At 36.6% G+C, this 24,670-nt stretch carries 22 protein-coding genes; 11 read left to right on the top strand and 11 right to left on the bottom strand.

Features of this window, described 5'->3' with window-relative positions:
- Positions 1-29: 29 nt before the first annotated feature.
- From LC457_RS14075 to dnaJ, 4 genes are all read left to right on the top strand, one after another.
- Positions 30-1,358 carry an OmpA family protein gene (locus LC457_RS14075; RefSeq protein ID WP_223600435.1) on the top strand — a complete coding sequence of 443 codons (1,329 nt, stop codon included), beginning with the start codon at positions 30-32 and terminating at the stop codon, positions 1,356-1,358.
- A gap of 113 nt (positions 1,359-1,471) precedes the next feature.
- On the top strand, positions 1,472-2,806 hold the full coding sequence (locus LC457_RS14080; RefSeq protein ID WP_223600436.1) for an Nramp family divalent metal transporter: 1,335 nt from the start codon (positions 1,472-1,474) through the stop codon (positions 2,804-2,806).
- Between the two features lie 224 nt (positions 2,807-3,030).
- A complete protein-coding gene (locus LC457_RS14085; protein WP_374200551.1) occupies positions 3,031-3,570 on the top strand; it encodes a nucleotide exchange factor GrpE in 540 nt (179 codons plus the stop codon).
- Positions 3,571-3,671: 101 nt separating this feature from the next.
- On the top strand, positions 3,672-4,790 hold the full coding sequence (gene dnaJ / locus LC457_RS14090; RefSeq protein ID WP_047423678.1) for a molecular chaperone DnaJ: 1,119 nt from the start codon (positions 3,672-3,674) through the stop codon (positions 4,788-4,790).
- 145 nt (positions 4,791-4,935) lie between these two features.
- Here the strand turns inward: dnaJ and LC457_RS14095 are convergent, their stop codons facing one another.
- Positions 4,936-5,820: a DUF808 family protein gene (locus LC457_RS14095; RefSeq protein WP_223600437.1), complete on the bottom strand. Its 885-nt coding sequence runs from the start codon at positions 5,818-5,820 to the stop codon at positions 4,936-4,938.
- A gap of 155 nt (positions 5,821-5,975) precedes the next feature.
- On the opposite strand from LC457_RS14095, the gene LC457_RS14100 reads away from it, so the two are divergent.
- From LC457_RS14100 to LC457_RS14110, 3 genes are all read left to right on the top strand, one after another.
- On the top strand, positions 5,976-6,452 hold the full coding sequence (locus LC457_RS14100) for a tetratricopeptide repeat protein (RefSeq protein ID WP_223600438.1): 477 nt from the start codon (positions 5,976-5,978) through the stop codon (positions 6,450-6,452).
- Positions 6,453-6,585: 133 nt separating this feature from the next.
- A complete protein-coding gene (locus tag LC457_RS14105) occupies positions 6,586-7,977 on the top strand; it encodes a serine hydrolase (protein ID WP_223600439.1) in 1,392 nt (463 codons plus the stop codon).
- Positions 7,978-8,030: 53 nt separating this feature from the next.
- Positions 8,031-8,900 (top strand): alpha/beta hydrolase, encoded by an 870-nt coding sequence (locus tag LC457_RS14110; protein WP_223600440.1) that lies wholly within the window; start codon positions 8,031-8,033, stop codon positions 8,898-8,900.
- 330 nt (positions 8,901-9,230) lie between these two features.
- Here the strand turns inward: LC457_RS14110 and LC457_RS14115 are convergent, their stop codons facing one another.
- The 5 genes from LC457_RS14115 to LC457_RS14135 all read right to left on the bottom strand — a co-directional run bounded on the left by LC457_RS14115 (position 9,231) and on the right by LC457_RS14135 (position 14,397).
- Positions 9,231-9,929, bottom strand: a complete 699-nt coding sequence (locus LC457_RS14115; RefSeq protein WP_149388142.1) for a DedA family protein — start codon at positions 9,927-9,929, stop codon at positions 9,231-9,233.
- A gap of 86 nt (positions 9,930-10,015) precedes the next feature.
- Positions 10,016-11,128, bottom strand: a complete 1,113-nt coding sequence (gene prfB / locus LC457_RS14120) for a peptide chain release factor 2 (protein ID WP_047381300.1) — start codon at positions 11,126-11,128, stop codon at positions 10,016-10,018.
- Between the two features lie 165 nt (positions 11,129-11,293).
- Positions 11,294-11,785 carry a hypothetical protein gene (locus LC457_RS14125; protein WP_223600441.1) on the bottom strand — a complete coding sequence of 164 codons (492 nt, stop codon included), beginning with the start codon at positions 11,783-11,785 and terminating at the stop codon, positions 11,294-11,296.
- 17 nt (positions 11,786-11,802) lie between these two features.
- The gene (locus LC457_RS14130) at positions 11,803-12,909 is read right to left on the bottom strand and encodes an FAD-binding oxidoreductase (RefSeq protein ID WP_223600442.1); all 1,107 of its coding nucleotides are present in this window, start codon (positions 12,907-12,909) and stop codon (positions 11,803-11,805) included.
- Positions 12,910-13,041: 132 nt separating this feature from the next.
- Entirely contained in the window at positions 13,042-14,397 is a 1,356-nt protein-coding gene (locus LC457_RS14135) for an AAA family ATPase (protein WP_223600443.1), read from the bottom strand.
- Positions 14,398-14,513: 116 nt separating this feature from the next.
- Between LC457_RS14135 and LC457_RS14140 the strand changes: the two genes are divergently transcribed.
- Both LC457_RS14140 and LC457_RS14145 read left to right on the top strand, forming a co-directional pair.
- Complete coding sequence (locus tag LC457_RS14140) at positions 14,514-15,416, top strand: ABC transporter ATP-binding protein (protein WP_223600444.1); 903 nt, start codon at positions 14,514-14,516, stop codon at positions 15,414-15,416.
- 2 nt (positions 15,417-15,418) lie between these two features.
- Entirely contained in the window at positions 15,419-16,264 is an 846-nt protein-coding gene (locus tag LC457_RS14145) for an ABC transporter permease (protein ID WP_223600445.1), read from the top strand.
- Between the two features lie 81 nt (positions 16,265-16,345).
- On the opposite strand, the gene msrB is transcribed toward LC457_RS14145, so the two are convergent.
- From msrB to LC457_RS14170, 5 genes are all read right to left on the bottom strand, one after another.
- Positions 16,346-17,443, bottom strand: coding sequence for a peptide-methionine (R)-S-oxide reductase MsrB (msrB, locus tag LC457_RS14150; protein WP_223600446.1), 1,098 nt, complete (start codon positions 17,441-17,443; stop codon positions 16,346-16,348).
- A gap of 17 nt (positions 17,444-17,460) precedes the next feature.
- Positions 17,461-17,904: a DUF417 family protein gene (locus tag LC457_RS14155; protein WP_223600447.1), complete on the bottom strand. Its 444-nt coding sequence runs from the start codon at positions 17,902-17,904 to the stop codon at positions 17,461-17,463.
- An 80-nt stretch (positions 17,905-17,984) separates the two neighbouring features.
- Positions 17,985-18,197 carry a hypothetical protein gene (locus LC457_RS14160; protein WP_223600448.1) on the bottom strand — a complete coding sequence of 71 codons (213 nt, stop codon included), beginning with the start codon at positions 18,195-18,197 and terminating at the stop codon, positions 17,985-17,987.
- 62 nt (positions 18,198-18,259) lie between these two features.
- The gene (locus LC457_RS14165; RefSeq protein ID WP_223600449.1) at positions 18,260-18,814 is read right to left on the bottom strand and encodes a sigma-70 family RNA polymerase sigma factor; all 555 of its coding nucleotides are present in this window, start codon (positions 18,812-18,814) and stop codon (positions 18,260-18,262) included.
- A gap of 78 nt (positions 18,815-18,892) precedes the next feature.
- A complete protein-coding gene (locus tag LC457_RS14170) occupies positions 18,893-19,804 on the bottom strand; it encodes a hypothetical protein (protein WP_223600450.1) in 912 nt (303 codons plus the stop codon).
- Positions 19,805-20,094: 290 nt separating this feature from the next.
- Here LC457_RS14170 and alaS point away from each other — a divergent pair, with 290 nt between their 5' ends.
- Complete coding sequence (alaS, locus tag LC457_RS14175; RefSeq protein ID WP_223600451.1) at positions 20,095-22,698, top strand: alanine--tRNA ligase; 2,604 nt, start codon at positions 20,095-20,097, stop codon at positions 22,696-22,698.
- A gap of 456 nt (positions 22,699-23,154) precedes the next feature.
- Positions 23,155-24,633, top strand: coding sequence for a PhoX family protein (locus LC457_RS14180; protein WP_223600452.1), 1,479 nt, complete (start codon positions 23,155-23,157; stop codon positions 24,631-24,633).
- Positions 24,634-24,670 lie beyond the last annotated feature (37 nt).

Consider the following 24,670-nt stretch of genomic DNA (forward strand, 5'->3'; position numbering starts at 1 on the left):
CTCAACATTAATCAAAAAAATTTATTATTATGTCTTTAAATGTCATTGATTTAATTAAAGGACAATTAGGTCCCGCTTTGGTTTCACAGGCTGCCTCGCAGTTTGGAGAAAGTGAATCCGGTATTTCTAAAGCAATTGGCGGATTGTTACCTGCTGTAGTAGGTGGATTAGCCAATAATGCAGATAAGCCTGGCGTTGTGGATGCTATTACACAAGCCTCTTCAAGTGGAATTTTAGGAAATTTACTAGGCGGTTCGTCCAGCAACCCTATTATTTCTAACTTGTTGTCTTCAATTTTTGGAGATAAAGTAAGTGGATTAGTTAATTCCATTGCTAGTTTTTCAGGAGTAAGCAATACCTCTGCTAGTTCTTTGTTAAACCTGGTGACTGGAGCTACAGTAGGCACAGTTGGAAAATATGCAGCAGACAATAATTTGGGTGCTTCAGGTATTTCCAGTTTGCTGAACGATCAGAAAGGCATTATTTCTTCCTTATTGCCGGCAGGTCTTTCTTTGGCTTCCTTTGGATTGGGAGCTGAAAATTGGTTTGGTCAGGCGAAGGAAACAGTTTCTTCAGTAACTTCTACTGCTAAAGATAACATCGCAGAAGGTGTAGCTACAGCAAGAGAAAATGTTTCAGAAGGAGCTAGAGAAGTGAGAGAACGATTTGAAAATAATAACAATAATAATCAAGGCGGAGGCTCCATCTGGAAATGGTTGCTTCCGCTTTTACTGTTACTGGCAGCCGGGTATTTCTTGTGGAAACAGTGCGAGAAAAAACAAACCACTACCACAACTACTGCTACGTCTGACTCTGCGACGACCACTTCTACTGCAGATACCGCTACAACAGGAACCGCAACACCTGTTCCGGCTACTGCTAAAACCGATGAAAACATTGACCTTAACGGGGTAATGTTAAAAGGTTACAAAGGTGGTATGGAAGATCAGATGATTACTTTCCTAAAATCAGGAGCTTACAAAAATGCAGCTGATGATTCTGCACTGAAAGATAAGTGGTATGATTTTGACCATGTTAATTTCAAAATGGGAAGCTCTACTGAGCTTGAAGCAGGTTCACAAGGACAATTGGACAACCTGGTAGCTATCCTTAAGGCTTTCCCTGATGCAAAAATTAAAATCGGTGGTTACACGGATAAAACTGGAAATGAAGCTTCTAATGTAAAATTATCAAAAGCAAGAGCTGAATTTATCAAAGCTGCTTTAGCAAAAGCCGGAGTTGGAGCTCAGGTTTTAGAAGCAGAAGGTTATGGAAGTAAATTTGCTACTGTAGATGCAAAAGCTTCTGATGCAGAAAGAGCTGCTGACAGAAAAATGTCTGTAAGATTTGCAAAATAATCTTTAGATTTAATAAAAATTAGATCCCGGGAAGTAATTTCCGGGATTTTTTTATGCCATGATTTCTCTGTTTACATTTATTTAATTAAATTTGTTAGTCATTTCTAACATTTATGAATTTCAATATAAAAAACGCCTGGCGAAAAGATAAAACATCTCATTCCTTATCAGAGGTTTATTCATCTATCAAAGTCCCTAAAAATGCAAATTTCTGGAGAAAATATCTTGCATTTGCAGGACCTGGACTGATGATTGCTGTAGGATATATGGATCCGGGAAACTGGGCTACAGATATTGCCGGAGGTGCTCAGTTTGGGTATACCCTGCTATCGGTAATTCTTATTTCCAATATTTTCGCGATGGTTTTACAGCATTTATCCGTGAAACTGGGAGTTGTTGCAGAAAGAGATCTTGCACAGGCATGCAGAGATCACTTCAGCCCCACTACTAATTTTATTCTCTGGGTATTTTGTGAAATAGCTATTGCCGCCTGTGATCTCGCCGAGGTCATTGGTTCTGCAATTGCGTTAAACCTATTATTTCACATTCCGCTAACGTGGGGAATTGTCATTACCACAGTGGATGTTTTAATTATTCTTTTACTTCAGGCCAAAGGTTTCCGATGGATTGAAAGTATTGTAGGAGGACTTATATTCATTATCCTTGCCTGTTTTGTCTATGAAATCGTTATTTCTAAGCCTGCTTTCAATGAAATTCTGGGAGGATTGGTTCCTCAAAAGGAAATCATTCAGAATCCCGCAATGCTTTATATTGCTATTGGGATCTTAGGAGCCACCGTAATGCCCCACAACCTGTATCTGCACAGCAGTATTGTACAGACCAGAGATTATACCCGGGATACACAAGGCAAAAAAGAAGCGATAAAGTTTGCTACCCTGGACAGTACGGTTTCATTGATGCTGGCTTTCTTCATCAATGCCGCGATACTTATTCTGGCTGCAGCCACCTTCCATACAACAGGTAACGAACATGTAGCAGATATTCATGATGCTTATAAAATGCTTACCCCTATTCTGGGAGCTTCAATGGCAAGTATTGCGTTTGCTATTGCGTTATTGGCATCCGGACAAAACTCTACATTGACAGGAACTCTTGCAGGACAGATTGTAATGGAAGGGTTTTTAAATATCAGATTAAAGCCATGGCTGAGAAGGCTCATCACAAGACTTATTGCGGTAATTCCGGCTCTTATTGTTGCTATCCTTTACGGTGAACAGGGAACGACCGAACTATTGGTTTTAAGCCAGGTCATTCTATCCATGCAGCTAAGTTTTGCCGTTGTACCATTGGTTATGTTTACCAATGATAAAGCGAAAATGGGAGAATTCGTCAACAAACCGTTCCTTAAAATCTGCGTGTGGGCAATTTCCATTATTATTATTGTTTTAAACCTGTACCTTTTGTATCAAACGTTTACAGGAGAATAAAAAATACAACTATAGTTTTTAAATTGACTATTGGACATTATTAGTGAATGGTCAATAGTCAGTTTTTGCTTCGCAAAGTCAATTTTTAAAACTACACACTTATAAAATTCACAAGCGAAGCGGATTGATTTATTCACTATTCACCTTCACTCATTTTTCTGCCTTAATGTCCTGATTTTGGATTTGGCAGGCTCTTTGTCAAACAAACAGTAAATAAATATTGAATTATGGAAAACCAGGATATTAACGAAGAAAGCATCAATAATCAGGAAGAAAACAACGTTCAGAATGACGCAACGTCTCAGGACAATGTGACAGCAGCTCCTTCACCAGAAGAACTTTTGGCAGAAGAAAAAGACCGTTACATCAGATTGTATGCTGAATTCGAAAACTATAAAAAAAGAACAAGCAAGGAGAAGATGGAATTCTTCCAATATGCTAACCAGGAGATGATGGTTTCAATGTTAGGGGTTTTAGATGATTTTGAAAGAGCATTAAAGGAAATCGCTAAAAACGGAAACCCGGCTGACCTGCAAGGTGTAGAGCTTATCTATCAGAAATTCAAAAATAAACTTACCGAAAAAGGCTTACAAACAATGGAAGTAAGAGCTGGTGACAGCTTTAATGTTGATTTCCATGAAGCGATTACTCAGATCCCTGCTCCATCGGAAGATTTGAAAGGAAAAATCGTAGACGTTATTGAAACTGGATATACTTTAGGTGATAAAGTAATCCGTTTTGCAAAAGTAGTAACAGGAAATTAAAATTCATAAATGATAAATGATGAGTGATAATTGATGAATGTTTCACTTATTAGCTTTAGAATATCTTTTATCATTTATCAACAATCAATTATAAAATTGTCATGTCAAAAAGAGATTATTACGAGGTTCTTGAGATCAGCAAATCTGCATCCGCCGACGAAATAAAAAAAGCATACCGTAAAATGGCCATCAAATTTCACCCGGATAAAAATCCTGGTGATAAGGAGGCTGAAGAAAAATTTAAAGAAGCTGCTGAGGCTTACGAAGTTCTAAGCGACGATCAGAAACGTGCCAGATACGACCAGTTCGGTCACGCCGGAATGGGTGGAAATGGCGGTTTCGGAGGCGGTGGCTTCGGAGGCGGAATGAACATGGAGGATATTTTCAGCCAGTTTGGAGATATTTTCGGTGGTGGTTTCGGAGGATTTGGTGGTGGCGGTGGAGGCCGTCAGCAGGTAAAAGGTTCTAATTTAAGAATCAGAATCAAGCTGAATCTTGAGGAAATGGTAAACGGAACTCAGAAAACCATTAAAGTAAAGAAAATGAAGATGGCAGAAGGTGCCACTTCAAAAACATGTCCTACCTGTAACGGTTCCGGTGTTCAGTTAAAAGTAATGAATACCATGTTTGGTCAAATGCAGACTCAAACTACATGTAGTACTTGTCAGGGAATTGGGAAAGTTGCTGACAAGATTCCTGCAGGAGCCAATGCACAAGGTCTTATCAAAGATGAAGAGGAAATCACGATCAACATTCCAGCAGGAGCAAGAGACGGAATTCAGCTGAATGTAAGAGGGAAAGGAAATGATGCTCCATTTGGTGGAATTCCAGGGGATTTATTGGTCATCATTGAAGAGGAAGTAGATCAAATCATTAAGAGAGAAGGCGATAATCTTCACCAGGAACTGTATGTTTCTTTTGCTGAAGCTGCTTTAGGAACGAAAAAAGAAATTCCTACTGTAGGCGGAAAAGTAAAAATTACCGTTGATCCGGGAACTCAGTCCGGAAAGATCTTAAGATTGGCAGGAAAAGGACTTCCAAGCATCGACAGTTACGGAAAAGGAGACATGTTTATCCACATTAATGTATGGACGCCACAAAAGCTTACTAAAGATCAGAAAGACTTCTTTGAAAAGCAGATGTCCAGCGGAGAAATGGTTGCAGAACCATCCGGAAAGGAAAAAACTTTTTTTGATAAAGTAAAAGATTTATTCAATTAATATAAAAAGAGACTTGTAAAAAGTCTCTTTTTTCATTTAAAAGTTAGGGTTGAAAGGTTCAAAATAATCTTTAAGCCAGACCATAAAAAATCCTACATTCTTACGAATACAGGATTTTTTTGGTTATTTAATTCTAATTCTGTTTTTATTTTTTTGTCGCCAATGAATAGATTCCTTTTCCTAATGTAAATACAGCAACCGCTGCCAATCCGCCAGCAACTCCAAGCGTAAGCTCTTTTAAAACATCCGGCCAGGTTGGAAGTACGCCATGAAAAAATTCTATTCTATGTAGAAAAATTCCACCAGCAACCATTATTAAGGCAATTGTTCCAACGACTCCTAATATTTTAATAACAATAGGTAAAGCCTTCACTAATAGATGTCCAAGGCTCCCGAAAAAACCTTTATCATTACTTTTCTTTATCAATTTAAAACCTGCATCATCCATTCTTACGATCAAAGCTACAATTCCATAAACCCCAACAGTAGCAATAAACGCCACCAGGCTCGTTACTAAAATCTGCGTAATGAAAGGATGACTTTCTTCCAGTACGGTTCCTAAAGCAATAATAACGATCTCAATTGATAAAATAAAATCCGTTGTAATTGCCGATTTTACTTTCTGTTTTTCTATTTCTTCAGAACTTTTTTCTTCTTCTACAATTTCCTCTATAACTTCATGCCCCTTTTTGTCACGATGAAAAAGAAATTCTATTATTTTTTCAACTCCTTCAAAGGCCAGATAGAATCCTCCAAGGATCAATACATAATTAATAGCAGGAGCATACAACCAATTGAGTAAAAAAACGATAGGAAGAATAATCAGTTTATTGATAAATGATCCTTTGGTGATAGCCCACAGAACCGGAATTTCTCTGGAAGAAAGAAAGCCAGTGGCTTTTTCTGCATTTACAGCAAGGTCATCTCCTAAAATACCAGCTGTCTTTTGGGTAGCAACCTTACTCGTAACTGCTACATCATCCATCAATGCTGCAATATCATCTAAAATTGCAAAAAAGCCTGATGCCATATTTTAATAATTTTTTAATCTTTGTTAAGTTCAGCAAAAATAAATATTTAATTCCGTTTTTAGATTCATAATCTGACAATAATTTTGAAAATTATAAGAATGATTAATCAATACCCAGCTTTCAATATTTTATATCTTTGTTTAAAATCTATCCAATGGATGAAAACTGGGAAACTCAATTACAAAGTATATGGTTAAAACTGGGAACAATACACCATGAAGAGTTTATTCACCAAATTAGAAGTCATGTAGAATTACTAACGGATTCCCTGGCTATTGCTGATTTTGAAAAAGCCTGTGCTTTTGATTCAACGGGATATGAAAAGGAAGCGGAACCTTTGTACAGATCTGCATTAGATCATGGTCTAACCGGTTTGCGAAGGAGAAGAGCAAGAATCCAGCTGGCAAGTACCTTAAGAAATAATGGAAAGATAGAAGAAAGTATTGATATTTTAAGGGAAGAAAAAGCTAATTATTCTGATGAACTGAATGATGCAGTAGACTCTTTTTTAGCGCTGTCCCTTTCTTCAGCGGGAGAATACAAAGAAGCATTATCATTAACCCTGAAAGCAATTTCAAAACATTTGCCCAGATACAATAATTCCCTGAGCCGCTATGCTGAAAACTTATAGCTTGCTACACAGTTTCCGGATAAATTATAAAGCTCTCGGCAGCTGAGTATTCAAATTCTTATGGATAATAAATTATGTGCTAACAACATAACAAAAATCTGCTTACTTTTAACCGTTTTTAAAATCTGATACTATGCGACGTCAATCCTCTATTTTAGTCTTACCATGTTCAATTTTTATGTTCAGCATATTTTGCTCTCCTTTAAAAGCCCAGACTGAAACGAATGTCAGCACTATTGATCAGGTAAAGAAAAAACAGGAAATAGACAGTATCATAAGAGCATACGCAGCTATCAATAAATTTAATGGAACAGCTTTAATCCATTATCAGAATAAAATCATTTTTGAAAAGTCTTACGGCTGGCAAAATGCAGAAAAAAAGATCCCCAATCAAAACGAAAGTGTCTATCAGATTGCTTCTTTGACCAAATCTTTCACAGCTCTAATGATTATAAAATTAAGTGAAGAGGGAAAACTTTCTGTTCATGATCCCATCTCAAAGTTTATTCCCGATTATCCGAGAGGAAATGAAATCACGATAGAGCATCTGCTTACCCACAGTTCAGGTATCTATGAAGTATTGCAAAACAAGGAGTATTTCAGCCTGCTTCACACCGGAAAAAGTATTACCAGAGATAAAGAGCTTTCTTATTTTAGAAACGAGCCTCTGGCTTTTCAGCCGGGTACTCAATTCTCATATACCAATTCAGGCTATATTCTGCTGGGAATTATTATTGAAAAATTAACGGGCCTTTCTTATGAAGATGCGATAAGAAAAAACATATTAAATCCTCTGAAGATGACTCACACAGGCTTTAATTATCTGGCTCTGAAAAGTCCATATAAAACAGTTCCCTATTCATATATTTCAAATACAAGACAGGAAAAAACAGAAGTCTGGAATTCAACATTAACGGGCCCTGCAGGACAGATTTACAGTACTGCTGAAGACCTTTACAATTATTATAAAGGATTAAGAGACTATAAAATTGTATCCAAAGAAACATTTAAAAAAGCTACAACCCCATATTTGAGCGGCTATGGTTACGGATGGTTTATTGATGATCTGTATGGTAAAAAACTCATCAACCATGGTGGAAATATAGAAGGTTCTACAAGTTATTTTGCCATGCTTCCTGAAGAGGATCTCAGCATTATTCTTCTCAATAATATCACGAGTAAAAAACTGGAAAAAGCAGGGAACACCATTCTAGCAGCCCTTTTAGATCAAACCTATACTCTTCCACAACCTAAGAAAGAAGTCACTTTAAGTACTGATTTACTTAAAAAATATGTGGGTAATTATAAACTTGCGGACGACAGTATTATTCATATTCTATACGAAAACGGTCAGCTCTTTATTCAGAGCAGTACTATTCCCAAAGTGAGAATGCTGGCTGAAAAAGAGGATGTATTTTTCCTGCAGGATGATGACAGCGAAATTTCTTTCATATTCAAGAAAGGAGAAAAAGATGTTATCAGTATCAAAAAAGGACTTTCATCAAAAACAGCCGAAAGACTTTAAGTAATTTGACATCTATCATTGACAATACATCAATTTTTTCTTAAATTTAATTAATGAAAAAGCTCATTCTCAGGTATCATTTTTTCGTAATGGGATGTTTCGGTTTTCTGCTGCAGTCCTGCAATACAAAGTTCAGAGTCTGGGTAGGTCCCGGAGGTCAGCAGAAAATTTACAATTTAAAATACGGTGAGCATAAAAGACAGAAAATGGATGTCTTTCTTCCCAAAGATTATGCTGAAGATTCTCCCGTTGTTCTTATCGTTCATGGCGGCGCCTGGACTTTAGGTAAAAAGGAACACATGATACAGATTCAGAAAATGCTTTTTGAAAACAAAATTCCGAGTATCAGTATGAATTATCGGTTAGTTTCTGCAAAGAAAAAAATCACTTATAAACAACAGCTTGAGGATATTGGCCTGGCGATTGAAAAATTCAATTCTTTAACGGAAAAAGCAGAACTTCTGCCCAACAATTATATTCTTCTGGGAGAAAGTGCCGGCGGACATCTGGCATTACTCTACGGATATCAGCATTCTGATCAGATCAAAAAGATTATTTCTCTCAGTGGACCAACAGATTTTTACAGCGCTGAGTATCTTAAATCTTTTTATTCCAAATATACATCTCCCACTTTTCAAAAGGTAGTAGGCAGTAAATTTGACCGGAAAAATGTTTCTGAAGCCTTCAGAGAAGCCAGCCCTATTGCGAATATTACCAATGTTCCTACCCTCCTGTTTCAGGGTAACAATGATTTTCTTGTCAATCAGCATCAGGGAATTTCCATGGACTCAGCGCTTACCCAAATGAATATTCCACACAAGTTTATCTTTATGAAAGGTGCTGGTCATGCTCCAAGGTTCTTCAGTAAAAGAAAAAGAGACAGTATCATCTATCCCAACATTCTGGAATGGATCAAAAAATAATTATCTATTCAAAATAATTAAACAACTATCCTAACCAATTCGTTCATAAGAGTCTTTTAAATATCCAGTATAAAAAAAACAATTTTTGCCTGGTAGATGTATTTAAAAACGCTATGGTCGCAAAAGAATTTTAATGCTTATATATCTCGGTCGCAAAGACACTTCGTTCCTCTAGGCAGGTGACTTAGCTAAGTGAAACACCTCTGCGAACGAAAAAATAACAGATCATAATAATAACCTTGCGAACTTTGCGGGGTAAAAAACATTTCTTATGCATAAAAAAGCCATCTCACTATTGAGATGGCTCTATATTTTGATTGAATTTTTTATTTATTCAAAATCCTGGTCTTCATATTTTTTAGAAAGGTCTTCTTTTTTTCCGAATACAAATTTGAAGATCACCGGAAGTGTTGTCACCAGGACAATCACAATAATGATGTATTCCAGTTTCTCTTTTAGGTTGATTCCAAACTGTTCCATAAACAGTTTATCCAGATAATGTCCGGCAAAGATCAAAATGAATGACCATAGCACAGCACCAATAATATTATCTCTTAAAAATTCCTTTTTATCCATCTTCACAATTCCTGCTACAATGGGTGTAAAAGTTCTTACAACAGGTAAGAATCTGGCCATAATAATTGCTAATGCTCCGTGTTTTTCAAAGAAATCATGAGCCTGGTAAAGGTATTTTTTCTTGAAAAGCATTGAATCCGGTCTTTTATATAAAGCAGGCCCGGCCTTTCTTCCGAAATAGTATCCTACTTCATTTCCAATAATAGCGGCAAGAGCTACTCCCGAAGCTAATAATGTAGTATCTAAGAAATCGCTCCCTGTAGAGCCAAAAGTCTCTTTGATGATTTCAACGGCATAAATTCCTGAAACGAACAAAAGTGAATCTCCCGGCAGGAAAAACCCTACAAAAAGCCCTGTTTCAGCAAATACGATAAACAAAATAAGCCAAAACCCTCCCATTTTAATATAAAACTCCGGGTTTAATAAATCCTTCCAGCTATTGAAATCTTCCATAAATATCGATGAACAACAAAAATAAGTCTAAAATGTCTGAAACAAAAATTAATTATAAGATTTTAACTAAAATTCAAACATGATTTTTAAAGGTCAAGGTCATCATCCGAAACCGCCGTCCCATCGGCCATTAGAAATGCTTTTAAGAATGGGGTAAGATTTCCATTCATTACAGCATCCACATCTGAAGTTTCATGACCTGAGCGTACATCTTTTACTAGTTTGTAAGGGTGCATTACATAATTTCGGATCTGGCTTCCCCATTCGATCTTCATTTTATTGGCTTCTATCTCATTTCTTGCCTTCATACGCTCTTCCAGTTCCATTTCATAGAGTCTTGAACGAAGAAGCTGCATTGCTTTTTCTTTATTCTGAAGCTGAGAACGGGATTCTGAGTTTTCAATGATAATTCCGGTTGGTGCGTGACGAAGACGTACAGCGGTTTCTACCTTGTTTACGTTCTGCCCTCCTGCTCCGGAAGACCTCATCGTTTCAAAAGAGATATCAGCAGGGTTAATATTAATTTCGATCGTATCATCTACCAAAGGATAAACATATACGGAAACAAAGCTGGTATGACGTTTTGCATTACTGTCGAAAGGCGAAATTCTTACTAAACGGTGTACCCCATTTTCACCTCTCAGATATCCAAAAGCAAATTCTCCTTCAATCTCCAGGGTAACTGTCTTCACACCGGCTACATCACCTTCCTGAAAGTTCAGCTCACGGATTTTATATCCTTGTTTTTCTGCCCACATGGTGTACATTCTCATCAGCATAGCCGCCCAGTCACAGCTTTCTGTACCTCCAGCCCCAGCGGTGATCTGAAGTACAGCAGAAAGCTCATCACCTTCATTGGAAAGCATATTTTTGAATTCAAGATCCTCAATTTTTTCTACCAATTGCGGAAAGGTTTCATCCAGTTCTTTTTCAGAATCCGGATCTTCTTTGGCAAAATCCACTAAAACCTGTATATCTTCAAACTGCGTCTGAATTTCATCATAACCTTCCACCCATTTTTTCTTGGAACGAAGCTGTTTTAAAAATGCTTCAGCAGTTTTTGGATTGTCCCAAAATTCTGGTGCCGCAGTTTTTTCATCATCATTGGCAATTTCTATCTTCTTTTTTTCAATCTGAAGGTATCTGTGTAAGTCTTCAATTCTGGATTGAACTTCTTTTATCTGGTCGTTGTTAATCACGAATGTTTCTTTTTGCAAAAATAAGGAATTCTTTTAGAGTGGAGAGGTGCGGGTTCAAAGTTCCGGGTTTAAAGTTTTGGGGGTTCCAGCATGTGGAGTTCAGGGTTTGAATTCAATCCGGAAAAAATAGACTCTGAACTATTGAACTGGTGGGATAATGAGTAATTAGTCATTGATAATTTCAGCATCAAAGCTTCTTCTAAGATATTCTTTTGATTGTTTACTTTCCGATTTGAATCCTACCATAGTTAAAATGTAGACAAACAAGAGCATACCTAGAGGAAGAAAAAGTTCTACTGATATTTCCTTTTCTCTTATAGTTCTTATGGAAACTCCTATGAAGAAAATCAGAGCAAATGAACACCAGACTATTAAAAAAAAGAAGACAAATGCATGTAGCGACATGGTCACCTGTATTTGGGTTCCATTATTTTCATTTTGAATTCTACCATTTATCTGAGGAAGAAACGAGTTTCTGTACTGAATAACTTTGCTTATTTCAAAGCTATTATTATTCACAGTTCCTTCATATTCTTTTATATAATTTTTTCCCAAACCAAATTTTTTAGGTTCTACAAAGCCTGAAAGTCTTGTTAAAACTTCCTGTTCAGATAAATTTGTTTTGTAAGTAATGCGTTCGTAGGGTAAGTATTTCATTGGTATACCTCTTTATTTCAAATCATATCAGCCATTATTTCACCCATCTTAGGAGCCAGAGCAACGCCCATCCCTGAAAGTCTTACCGCACAAAACTGCCTTTCTGAAAGTTGTTTTACAATAGGTGATTTTTCATCGCCCATCGCCATAATTCCTGACCAGCGGAGTGCTATTTTAAAGTCTTTATAAGGAAGTATGACTTCTTTTAAAAAGTTTTCCAAATGATTTTGTAAAAATTCTGTCGTTTCAAAAGCCGTTGTTTCTTCTGTTTCAAAATCCTGATTTCTTCCACCACCCAATAACACCCGGTTTCCGAGATTCCTGAAATAATAATACCCTTCATCATAGTGAAAAGTTCCTTTCAGCTTCAATCCTTCTATGGGTTCTGTCAGAAGAATCTGTCCACGGGCAGGAATGATATTTTCTTTTTCCAGAAACCTGGAAGTGAAAGCGTTGGTACAACAGATCACTTTATCTGCTTTTACAGAAAGATCACCGGAAAGACAAACCTCCATCTTATTGGCTGTTTCTTCAATATTTCCAACTTCTGTTCCGAATAAAAATTCTACTTTCAGCTCATGGCACTTTTCAAGCAATTTCTGCAACAGTTTTCCTGAATGCAGACTCCCTTCACAAGGGTTTTCAATCAGAAATGCAGATTTTTCCAACCCGAATTCCTTTATTTTGTCCTGTTTCAGAGTATAGGTTTTATCCAGACCAGTTATTGCTTTCAGCTTTTCATTAACGGAATCGAGATAGAATAAAGGTTCTTCATTATTTAAAATTTCATAGCCGCCAGTAAGTTCAAAATCAATTTCATCATTTTTAAAATAATGCTGAATTTTCTGAAGTCCGTCAAATCTCATTTTAACAAGCTCCAGAGTTTTCTCCCAACCCATTTTCTGTGAATCAGCAATCACTTCAGTAAGGCTTCCGAAACAGGCAAACCCGGCATTCCTCGTTGAAGCTCCCAGAGGAATGGCATTCCGCTCAATAATTAAAATCGACTTTTCGGGATATTTCTCTTTGATAGATATCGCTGTCCAAAGCCCGGAAAACCCGGCACCAATGATAATGATATCTCTTTTCCTGTAGAAAGTTTCCAGTTCCCAGATGCTGTTCATGAGTGATTTTTATAAAATGTATTTATGTAAAAAAGTAAAATGTATTCATGACAAATTCATATCTGGTAAAAGATAGATCATAAAACCAGAAACCTCAAACTTTAAACTTTAAACCTTGAACTCTAAACCCTATTACCCCTTATCTTTCTCCTCCTCATTATGCTGAAACCCAATGGCTCTTTGTGGTTCTTCGACAACTCTATAAGTTTCCAGTTCATTTTTCAAAGCCTGAATTCTCAACTTGAAATCATCAAAATTATTGATAATGGCATCGGCTAAGAACTTGGCCACCTGATCCAGATATTCTTCAGTAAGTTTTGAACCGGCATCTCTCAGTGCCCCGTTCAAAAGTTCCTGATCAATCTTCAGTTTTTCATTTCTGGTTCTTTGATACAGGTTTTTAATTCTTTTCTTTAAACTTTGGGTGAAATCGATCAGCATGGTATTACTGAAAGCCCTCATTTTACCGGATATTTCATGCCAGAAAGGGACTTTATCTGCTTTGTTATTTTTAAGTATTTTATAAAGCAGCGAATCTTCCTCAAGTCCTCTGGTCATTGCATATAAAATGATCTCTGAACGTTCTGAAGCATTAGGTGGAAAGATCGGGATCATCACATCAAATCTTCCCGGAGCAAGAATTTCTTCATTAATTTCCGAGACAGAATTGGCAGAGCCCACCATCAGAACACCTTCTTTTTCAAATTTCCCGATATAATGAAGGATAAGCTCCTGAGCTTCAAGATTACAGGATGCAATATCTGTTTCCGCTCTTCTCTGCATCATAATTTCGTCAAAATCGTCCATGAAAAGAAGCATTTTATTTTCTTTCATCATGCTCAGTAAAAAATCACTGAAATTGATTTCATTTCCGTCAATCAAAGAAGTTCCCAGATAATGTTTCTTGACTTCTTTAAACTGGTATCCGATAATCTCAGCAATTTTATTTGCCCAAAATATTTTACCACTTCCCGGAGGTCCGTACAGAATAATTCCTGCAGGTTTGTTGATACCCCAGTCTTTGATCTGCTGCGGATTCAGGAATGGCTCCAAAACAGTGGAGGTGTAAAAGAACAGATCTCTGTATCCTATAAAATCTCTTTGCTGGAGGCTGGTTTTGTGTCCGAAATAATCATAGACAAACTGGTAGTTTCCTCCCAATTTGTTATCAATTCCATAGCTTGATATTGAGGATTTGAAAAAGCCGTTATCAAAAATATTGAGGTTGTTATCTTTAATCACCTTTTCAACCTTTTCTTTAGGCTGATTAATAACTTTGGCAATCTGTTCCAGTGTTTTATTCTTATCCAGGTCTTTTTCGTACAACCTTAAAAAGTCTATATTTTCGCGGGCAAATTTTTCAAAATCGTCTTTTACTTCAAAATTGGTACTGATGCATTCTACCAATTCCAGATCGAAATCCTGTATAAACTGTTTTATGGCTTCTGCAGAAACATTAAGTTCTTCTGCCAGTTCAATTAGCTTCATAAGTCTTGATTAATTCTATCAAATTTAATGTATTTACCCATAAATTAATATTGATTTATGATAATTCTGTAACATTATCTAATTTATATAGACTACTACTATGTAAAACAAATTACATGGAAAAGATTTTATCAGTAAAAAATTTAACGAAAAAATTCAAAAGGGTTGTGGTCAACAATATCTCTTTTGACGTTGAAAAAGGAAATGTTTATGGGCTTCTGGGTCCGAATGGAAGCGGAAAATCTACTACTTTCGGGATGTTGCTTTCAACCATCAATCCTACCAGCGGAGACTGGTTCTGGTTTGGTAAAAAAGGAACGGATCCGGAAACTTTAAAAAAGATCGGAGCAATTATCGAGCAGCCCAACTTTTACCCTTATTTAAGTGCAGAAACCAATCTTAAAATTGTAGCAGAAATTAAAAATGCTCCTTATTCAAGAATTGATGAAGTCTTGAAAACCGTAAACCTGTTTGAAAGGAGAAAAGATACGTTCAAAACCTTTTCTCTGGGAATGAAACAACGTCTTGCTATTGCTTCCGCGATGCTAAAAAACCCTGAAGTGATGATATTAGATGAACCAACCAACGGACTGGATCCGGAAGGAATTATTCAGATCAGAGAAATCATCAGTAATATTGCCAAACAGGGGATCACGATCATTATTGCCAGCCACCTTTTGGATGAAATTGAAAAAATCTGCAGCCATGTGATTGTATTGAAAGAAGGAAATTCCATTTACTGCGGACGAGTGGATGAAATGACTTCCAACAATGGATATTTTGAACTGAAAGCGGACAATAACACACAGCTTTTAAATGCTTTGAACGAGCTTCAATGGTTCTCCTCCATCAATCAGGAAGGCGATCTTATCAAGGCTCAGATCCGTGATGATGCTTCTATTTCAGCGTCGGCTATGAATCAGAAACTGGCAGAGAAAGGGATTTATCTTTCTCATCTGACCAAGAAAAAACTATCTCTTGAATCTCAATTCCTTGAACTTGTAAAAAACACCAATTAGTCATGATAAAATTATTAAAACTGGAATACTACAAAAACCTGAACTATAAACCGTTTAAGGTTTTCACAATACTTTATTTCGCCATTCTTATCGCATTGCTTTTCATCGGATTGGTTGACTTTGATGTTTTTGGAGGAACGATTAACTTAAAGGAACAGGGGATTTACAATTTCCCGGAAATCTGGAACTTTACCACATGGATTGTTGCTTTATTGAAAATATTCCTGGGACTGATTATTGTTTTCTCTATTTCGCAGGAATTCAGCAACCGGATGTTTAAGCAGAATACGATTGATGGATTAAGCAGAAAAGAATTCATTACTTCAAAACTACTGACGATAAGTATTTTTACGATCGTTTCAACGTTGATTGTATTGGGTATTACTATATTCCTTGGTTATCAATATTCAAATACAAAAGAATCTGCAAAGGTTGTTGCTGAGATTTTCTTTATTGGAAATTACTTTGTAAAACTGTTTACTTTCTTCTGTTTCTTAATGTTTCTTTCCATTTTACTGAGAAAATCAGTGTTTGTATTTCTTGCTCTTTTTGTTTTCTGGATTGGGGAAGGAATTTTAACAGCTGTGGAAGTATTCTCAAAAGTAAAAGGGATGCAGGGGCCACAGAGAAATGAAATTCTTCAGAATGACTTTTTCATCACGCATCTTTTACCGTTGGAAAGTATGTCCAGCCTTATTCCTAATCCGATGATGAGATTAAATATGGCTAAAATGATGGGCGTAAAATATGAGTTCCACTACCCTACAGAAAGTCTTATTGCATGTCTGGTATGGTCTGCTCTATTCATATTCGGATCGTACTGGATTCTGAGAAAAAGAGATTGGTAGGTTTCAATGGTTAGAATTAAAGATTGAATGATTTAAAGATTCAAAATAAAAAGGCTGCCAGATGGCAGCCTTCCTTTCATATTACTTTTTATCTAACAACGGAAGATATTTTCCGTATCCTTTTGTTTCCATTTCAGCTTTTGGAATAAATTTCAGCGAAGCACTGTTGATACAGTAACGAAGTCCGCCTTTGTCTGTAGGACCGTCTGTGAAAACGTGTCCCAAGTGGGCATCACCGGTTTTACTTCTTACTTCTACTCTGTCCATTCCGTGAGTACGATCCAGTTTTTCATCAATCAAAGCCTTTGTAATAGGTTTTGAGAAACTTGGCCATCCACAGCCGGATTCAAATTTATCTGTAGAGATAAACAAAGGTTCTCCTGTGGTAATATCTACATAAATTCCTTCGCGGGTTTCATTCCAGTATTCATTCTGAAAAGGTCTTTCTGTACCGTTTTCCTGAGTAACATTATACTGTTCTGCAGTCAGTTTTTCTTTTAAAACTTTTTTATCCTGTTTTTGGTAGGCTGGCTTTGGAAGCGGATTTGCTTTTTTTGCCATTTCAAAAAGTCCCGGTTCAATGTGGCAATATCCTCCCGGATTTTTATCCAGATAATCCTGATGGTAATCTTCTGCTCTATAAAAGTTTTTCAATGGAATAGTTTCTACCAATAAAGGCTTATTATAGTTTTTTGCCAGTTTCTGAACTTCATCTTTTACTACAGCTTCATCTGTTTTGTTAGTGAAATAAATTCCTGTTCTGTACTGGTTTCCTCTGTCATTTCCCTGCTGATCTTTGCTTGTAGGATCAATGGTTTTAAAATAAAGGTCAATTAACAGTTTCAGATCTACCTGCTCGGGGTCATACTTCACTTTCACTGTTTCAGCAAAACCTGTTGTATGACTTACTACCTCTTCATAAGTAGGATTTTGGGTATTTCCATTAGCATACCCCACTTCTGTTCCTACAACACCACGAATCTGTTGAAAAAAATGTTCTGTTCCCCAGAAACATCCACCTGCAAAATAAATCTCTCTAACGTTTTTGTTATCCATAATTTTCTCATTTTCTTTTTTTATTTCCACTACATTAGGCTTGTTTTTTTTGAAAAGCCCGGATCCCGCAGCAAAGACTGCTATACCCAGAATGATTCCGAGTACAATTAATATATTTTTCATTTTTACCTTTTTATTCATTACTTATTATTTTGAACGAGCATCAATCCAAATCCTAAAAGCATCAGGTCTTTTACAATAAAGAAATCTGTCACAGGAACTCCATCCACCACTTTCCATATTCCCGGCGTTGTAAACAAATAGCTTAATGTTACCAGAAAAATGACTATCATTCCTATTCCTGCATACTTCTTCAGTACAGCAAATTTCGCACTAAATATCAGGAGTAATGCAATGATAATTTCTATCACTCCGATAAGATTTGACACTGCCTGAATGCTCATAATCTTATATACGAAAAAAGTTAAGAAATGGTTTTCTACCAAAGGTTTTATTGCGGCTGCTTCTGTAGGGGTAAATTTGAAAATACCGATCCACAGCAAAATAAGAGCTGCTCCGAAAAGGGAGATATAATACCCGGTCCGGGTGAATTGATTTTTAGATTCGTGTACTGTTCCGACCATGTTTTTAAGATTTTAATTGAATACTTTATTGTTTTCAATAGTATAGTCGGAGCCTTTTCACAATCCTGACAGAATTTTTCTTAGAAATTTAATTTATCGATCATTTTATTTTTAAAATCCTGAATTTCAGATTCATTTATTTCGGTTTTCTGTTCAGAAAATGTCTTGGCGAGAACTTTATCCAGGATTTCCAGTTTTTGTTTGTACATCCTGCACCATTTACAGATCATCAGGTGGATGTTAAGTTTTCTTTTTTCTTTGGCAGAAATGGTATCGGCATTATGTTTTTCCATGAGCAATGTTGCTTCACTGCATGGTAAAAAAAGGATATGTAGTATTTTTCTTATCATTTCATTTACGATCTTGAAAACCAGTTAAACTCCAGGCATTCTCTCAGCTGTATCCGGCTTCTTTGAAGTATCTTCCAAAGATTAGTCGTAGAAACATTCAATTCCTGACTTACTTCCGGTGCTTTTTTTTCTTCGATATAATACATTTTAAGCAGAATCTTCCATCTGGAGGGCAATTCCTCAATACATTCCTCTAATGTTTTATTAAAATCCTGATTATCTAAAAGTTCATCACCTTCACCCGATACATTCCAGTCATTTAAAATATCATTATTTTTCCATGATCCTGTTTCATCAAAAAAATGATCGAGTCTGATATTAGGTTCTGATTTATATTTTTTTCTGTAAAAATCAGCAGTTTTCCTGTTCAGAATAGCCATCAGCCAGGTGAGAGGCTGGCTTTTCATTTCAAAAGAATCATATCCCGAGTAGGCAGCGAGAAAAACCTCCTGAACTACGTCCTGAGCATCCTCCTTATTTGAAAGCAGGTAAAGCGCTTTTTTCAGAAGCGGCCCGGAATACTGTTCTATCCAGCTTTTCAACTCTTCGTTTTTTGTCATGTGGAGGATTTTTTGTCTTATTTCAGATCACAACGAAGGTAATAAGTTAAACGGAAAATCACAAAATAACAGGTAATCTTATTTCCCATAGCCTGCTTTAAAAAAAAATGTATGATGTTCTTTTTTTGAATAATTGATATTAATTATTTCCTTCAATGCTGCTTTTTTATCTGCGGCCTTTTCATAATAGCTCTTAGAGATGGTATATCCTATAAAATATGCAAGATCAGCGGGTTTATCTTTGGAAGGGCCATTATACATCCATTTTTCTGTATCATATAAGTACATCTCTTTTTTAAATTCAGACCAAAGCTGCACCTCATGCTGTCTGCCATAATCCATATAAGCAATGTGAGGAAGTTTTCCCAAAAGCTTTTCAGCAATAAAATCACAGGAACCTTCCATCAAAGCCCAGCCTAATAAATCCAGATTACGATATTCCTCTTCATTATTCACTCCATTGATATAATCCTGCTGTACATGAACCAGCTCATGGGCAATAGTATACTCTGTAGACAGTTTGATTTCCGAATCTGAGGGTGAAGTAAGTGCAGCGACTTCTGTTCCTACTAAAATAAATTCCCGGGTTGTGGTTCCTCCTCTGTTAAAAGTACCTATCACAAAACTAATCTGAGGACTGTGAAACGGCGGATAGATTTTTTTAAAAGACGTATACAGCTTTTCTAGATCATAATCCTGCTCTGCAATCTCCAGTGTCTTTGCACGCACTTTATTCCAGCGCTTCGGTGTTGTATTAATACTTCTGACATAATCTGAAACGCTCATTGTATCCATTTTTATCAATGCATTAAGTGCCGGACTTGCTTTTTCCAGATATTCTGACTTAATAATTTCCATCTGTTCCAGAGAATCATTAGATTTCTGTACCAGATCATAGGCTTTCCAGAAGTTGGTAACATCTGTATTTGAAACTCTTTTCTGGGAATAAATGAACATTGTTAAGAATAAAAATACAATACTATATTTCATAGGAAATTCTTTGCTCCAAAATAAAACTTTTAAATTGATTCTTCACAAAACCTGTATCTGTTGTTGTAATCAAGTACAATTTAACTCTGCTGGCTTTTATCGATAAGCTTTCAAACTTTATAGGTTTTAAAAAACTAAAAGGTTTACAAGGTGTAATCAAAAAATGATGCCCCTTCATTATCAAAACCCATCCCCATTCAAAACATAGCATAAAATTATTACAAATCGCTTAAAAATCTTAAATTTGCATCTTATCAAAATTTGATATTAAAAAAAGCAAAAGCAATACTATGACATCACAAGAGATACGTCAAAAATTTTTAGACTATTTTAAAAGTAAGGGGCACCTTATTGTTCCTTCAGCTCCTATTGTGCTGAAAGATGACCCTACCCTTATGTTTTCCAACTCCGGAATGACGCAGTTCAAGGATTTTTTCCTTGGCTACAAAACACCTACCGCCCCTAGAATTGCCGATACCCAAAAGTGTCTGAGAGTTTCAGGGAAGCACAATGACCTGGATGATGTAGGTAGAGATACTTATCACCACACCATGTTTGAGATGCTGGGAAACTGGTCTTTCGGGGATTACTTCAAAAAAGAGGCTATTGCTTTTGCCTGGGAATTACTGACTGAAGTATACGGAATTCCAAAAGAAAATTTATACGTAACGATTTTTGAAGGTGATGCTTCTGAAAATCTGGACAGAGATCAGGATGCTTATGATTTCTGGAAGTCTCACATTTCAGAAGACAGAATCATTAACGGAAATAAAAAAGATAACTTCTGGGAAATGGGTGAAAGCGGACCGTGCGGACCGTGTTCAGAAATCCATGTCGATTTGAGAACACCAGAGGAAAAAGCGAAAGTTTCAGGACTTGAACTGGTAAATAATGACCACCCACAGGTTGTAGAAGTATGGAACCTGGTTTTCATGGAATTCAACAGAAAAGCAGATAAATCGTTAGAGAAGCTTCCTGCTCAGCACGTGGATACGGGAATGGGCTTTGAACGTCTTTGTATGGCGCTTCAAGGGAAGTCTTCCAACTATGATACAGACGTTTTCACTCCGCTTATTGCTAAAGTTGAAGAACTTTCAGGTAAAAAATATACAGGAATTTTAGAAGACGAAAAAGATATTGCCATCCGTGTTGTGGTAGATCATATCAGAGCGGTTTCTTTTGCGATTGCAGACGGACAGTTACCTTCAAATGGAGGTGCAGGTTATGTAATCAGAAGAATTTTAAGAAGAGGAATTTCTTATTCTTACCGATTCCTGGATATGAAAGAGCCTTTCCTTTACAAATTGGTGGCTGTTCTTCAGGAGCAAATGGGACCTTTCTTCCCTGAACTTGAAAAACAAGGAAAACTGGTTGCTGAAGTGATCAAAAGTGAAGAAGATTCATTCTTAAAGACAATTGAAAACGGTCTGATCAGAGTTGAAAAACTGATTCAGCAGACTATTGCAAATAATCAGAAAGTATTACCAAGCGAAGAGGTTTTTGAATTGTATGATACTTATGGTTTCCCTGATGATTTAACAAGAATCATTGCTGAAGAGAAAGGATTAACGATTGATGAAGAAGGTTTCAAAGCTGAGATGGAGAAACAAAAACTTCGTTCAAAAGCTGATTCTGCTCAGAAAGTATATGACTGGGTAAATCTTGAATCGAAGCCTGAAACCTTTGTAGGATATGACCAGACTGAATCTGAAACGTATATTACCAGATACAGAAAGGTAGAAAATAAAGACGGAGAATTTTACCAGGTAGTACTAAGCAGCTCCCCTTTCTATCCTGAAGGAGGTGGACAGGTTGGAGACAAAGGTGTTCTTGAGAACGCTGTTGAAAGCTTTGAAGTACTGGAAACGAAAAAAGAAAACGGATTGATCATTTCATTGATCAGCGGTCTTCCGAAAGATGCAGGCGCTGTTTTCTATGCTAAAGTAAATGCTTCTGAAAGAAAAAACTCTCAGGCAAACCACTCTGTAACTCACCTTCTGCACGAGGCTTTAAGAGACGTTTTAGGTACTCACGTAGAGCAGAAAGGGTCTTATGTAGGTCCTGATTATCTACGTTTCGACTTCTCTCACTTCAATAAAATGACAGAGGAAGAACTGGCATTAATTGAAGAAAAAGTAAATAAGAAAATCAAGGAAAGTATTGCTTTACAGGAATTCAGAAATATTCCGATCCAGGAAGCTCTGGAGAAAGGAGCAATGGCTTTATTTGGTGAAAAATATGGTGACAGCGTAAGAATGATCCAGTTTGGAAGTTCAAAAGAACTTTGCGGAGGAACTCACGTAAAAAACACCAGCGAAATCGGTCATTTCAAAATCACTTCTGAAGGTTCTGCTGCTGCGGGAATCAGAAGGATTGAAGCGATTTCAGGAGATAAATCTGAAGAGTATTTCAGCAATCTTGAAAAACAGATTATTGAGCTTTCTCAATTATTAAAGTCTAAAGATGTGGTAAGATCTATCGAGAAACTGATCGAAGAAAATACATCATTGAAGGCTGAAGTAGATGCTCTTAAAAAGGAAAAAGCAAAAGGGGAAATCGGAGAATGGAAAAATGCTTATGAGCAGAAAGGCAACAAACAGCTTCTTGTAAAGAAAACTTCTCTGGATGCAGGTTCTGTAAAAGACATCGTATTCCAGCTGAAGAGAGAAATCCCTGCTTCTGTAACGATCATTCTTTCTGATGCAGACGGAAAACCAATGATTACTGTTGGTGTTTCTGATGATCTGGCTGCAGATTATCAGGCTGGCACTATCGTAAAGGATCTTGCAAAAGAAATCCAAGGTGGTGGTGGTGGAAACCCAGGCTTCGCAACAGCTGGTGGTAAAAACCTTGAAGGGTTAGAAAATGCTTACCAAAAAGCTTTGAATATCTAAAATAGAAATATCTATTATAAATTTTAGCCCCGGCTGTCTCGGAATCGAGACAGCCGGGCTGTTTTTTATTAAATAATATGTTTTTTTTAAAACCAAAGTATTTTCTATAATACTTTATATTTCAGGAGGCAAAGAAGGAAATCAACTTCATTGATTCTGACAAAGCTTATGTAATAATCATGCTTCTATCAGATAAAGCATACTTTTCCATAAACATCTGTGTAATTCGTGAAATCAGCGGGAGATTAAATAATTTTGGAAAGCTGTATACTATTCAAACAAATCCACCAGCGATTAAATCATTGAAAATAAGACATTTTATTTATATCCATTCTAATTATTGACCTTATCTTAACAAATCATCATCTAATCTTAAACTATTTGTTTTGTCTTCTTAAAACTTAGTTAACACTATACCTTTAGTTTTGTCATAATCGAAATTCAAAAAACCTATTTATGAAAATTAACAAAACTATCGGAGCCCTACTCTTTGCTTCCCTTGTATTTCAAGGCTGCAATGATGACAATAACGGGAACTCTGACACTCCTGTCAATGACAAAATCAAAATTGAAAATTTTTCTAAAGAACCTGCTTTCGTTTTTGGGATGCCTGGTTTTGAAAATTTAAATATTACCACCCTTATTTCCAGCTCTGATGTTCTTTCAGGTTCTCCGGATTTCGTTTTCGGAGGTCAGCCGGATGGTATGGGAATTATGAAAGATCCTAATTCTGACGGTTATCTGATGATCACCAATCATGAGATCAAACAATCTGTATCAAGAGTATATTTAGATAAAACGTTTAAGCCTGTAAAAGGAGAATATATTTTAAATGGAACCGGAGGAATGACAAGATTATGTTCCGCAACATTGGCAACTCCTGAAACTCATGGTTTCAGTGCTTTTCTTACTGCCGGGGAATCTGGTGAAGAAAGTATGGTTCATGCTTTGAATCCATTGGCACCAGTATCGCAGGCATCAGATAAGACAAGAGTAAAACCAGCTTTGGGAAAAGCTTCCATGGAAAACGCAGTTCCGCTTCCTAAAGATGTTTCCAATGGAAAATCTTATATCATCATTGGTGAAGACCAGTCTTATTCTTCTTCTCACCAGTCTGCAGGACAATTAATCATGTATGTTGCCGATACCCAGGGAGATCTTGATAACGGAAAGTTATATTCTTTAAAAAGAACCAACAGCAACTATACTGAAACAGATATGACGAAAGGAAGCAGCTACGATGTAGAATTCGTTGAAATTCCTAATGCCAAAAATCTTACAGGAGCTCAGATCAACCAGAAAAACATTGATAATAATGCCATCCGTTTTTCAAGAGTGGAAGATGTAGATTATAGAAAAGGAGCTGGAAAAGGAAGAGAAATTTACTTTACCGCTACGGGAGAATCTTCTGATGGTGTGAATCCGAAAGCTGGATTAACAATGTGGGGAAGAGTTTATAAGCTTGTTCTGAACTCCAACAATATGCTGACAGGAAAGCTGGAAGTGGTTGCTGAAGGAGATTCCAATCCAGGAAATAATCTTATCAATCCTGACAACTTATGTGTGACTGAAAACTTTGTATACATCCAGGAAGACGGAGATTCTTATTACAAAAATGCCAACCACGATTCTTACATCTGGCAGCTGAATATCGCTACAAAACAATATAAACCATGGTTGAACATGAAGCACAACAGAAATGATACTGCATGGCAGACTGCTTACAACCAATCCGGAGATCTGCAGAAATTCGGTTCATGGGAATTCGGGGCAATGGTTGATATTTCTGACATTATCGGAATTCCGAATACATTCTCTGTGAATATCCACTCACACACATGGCAGCTGGATAAATTCAAAAATCCTGACGGTTCCGGAATCAACACCAATAAAGAAGGTGGACAAATCGTAATCATCAGAAACGTAGAAAAATAGTTTTAATTCCTTCATATCAAATTAAAGTATCAATAGA

It is taken from the genome of Chryseobacterium sp. GVT01B (assembly GCF_019970045.1).
Lineage (GTDB): Bacteria > Bacteroidota > Bacteroidia > Flavobacteriales > Weeksellaceae > Chryseobacterium.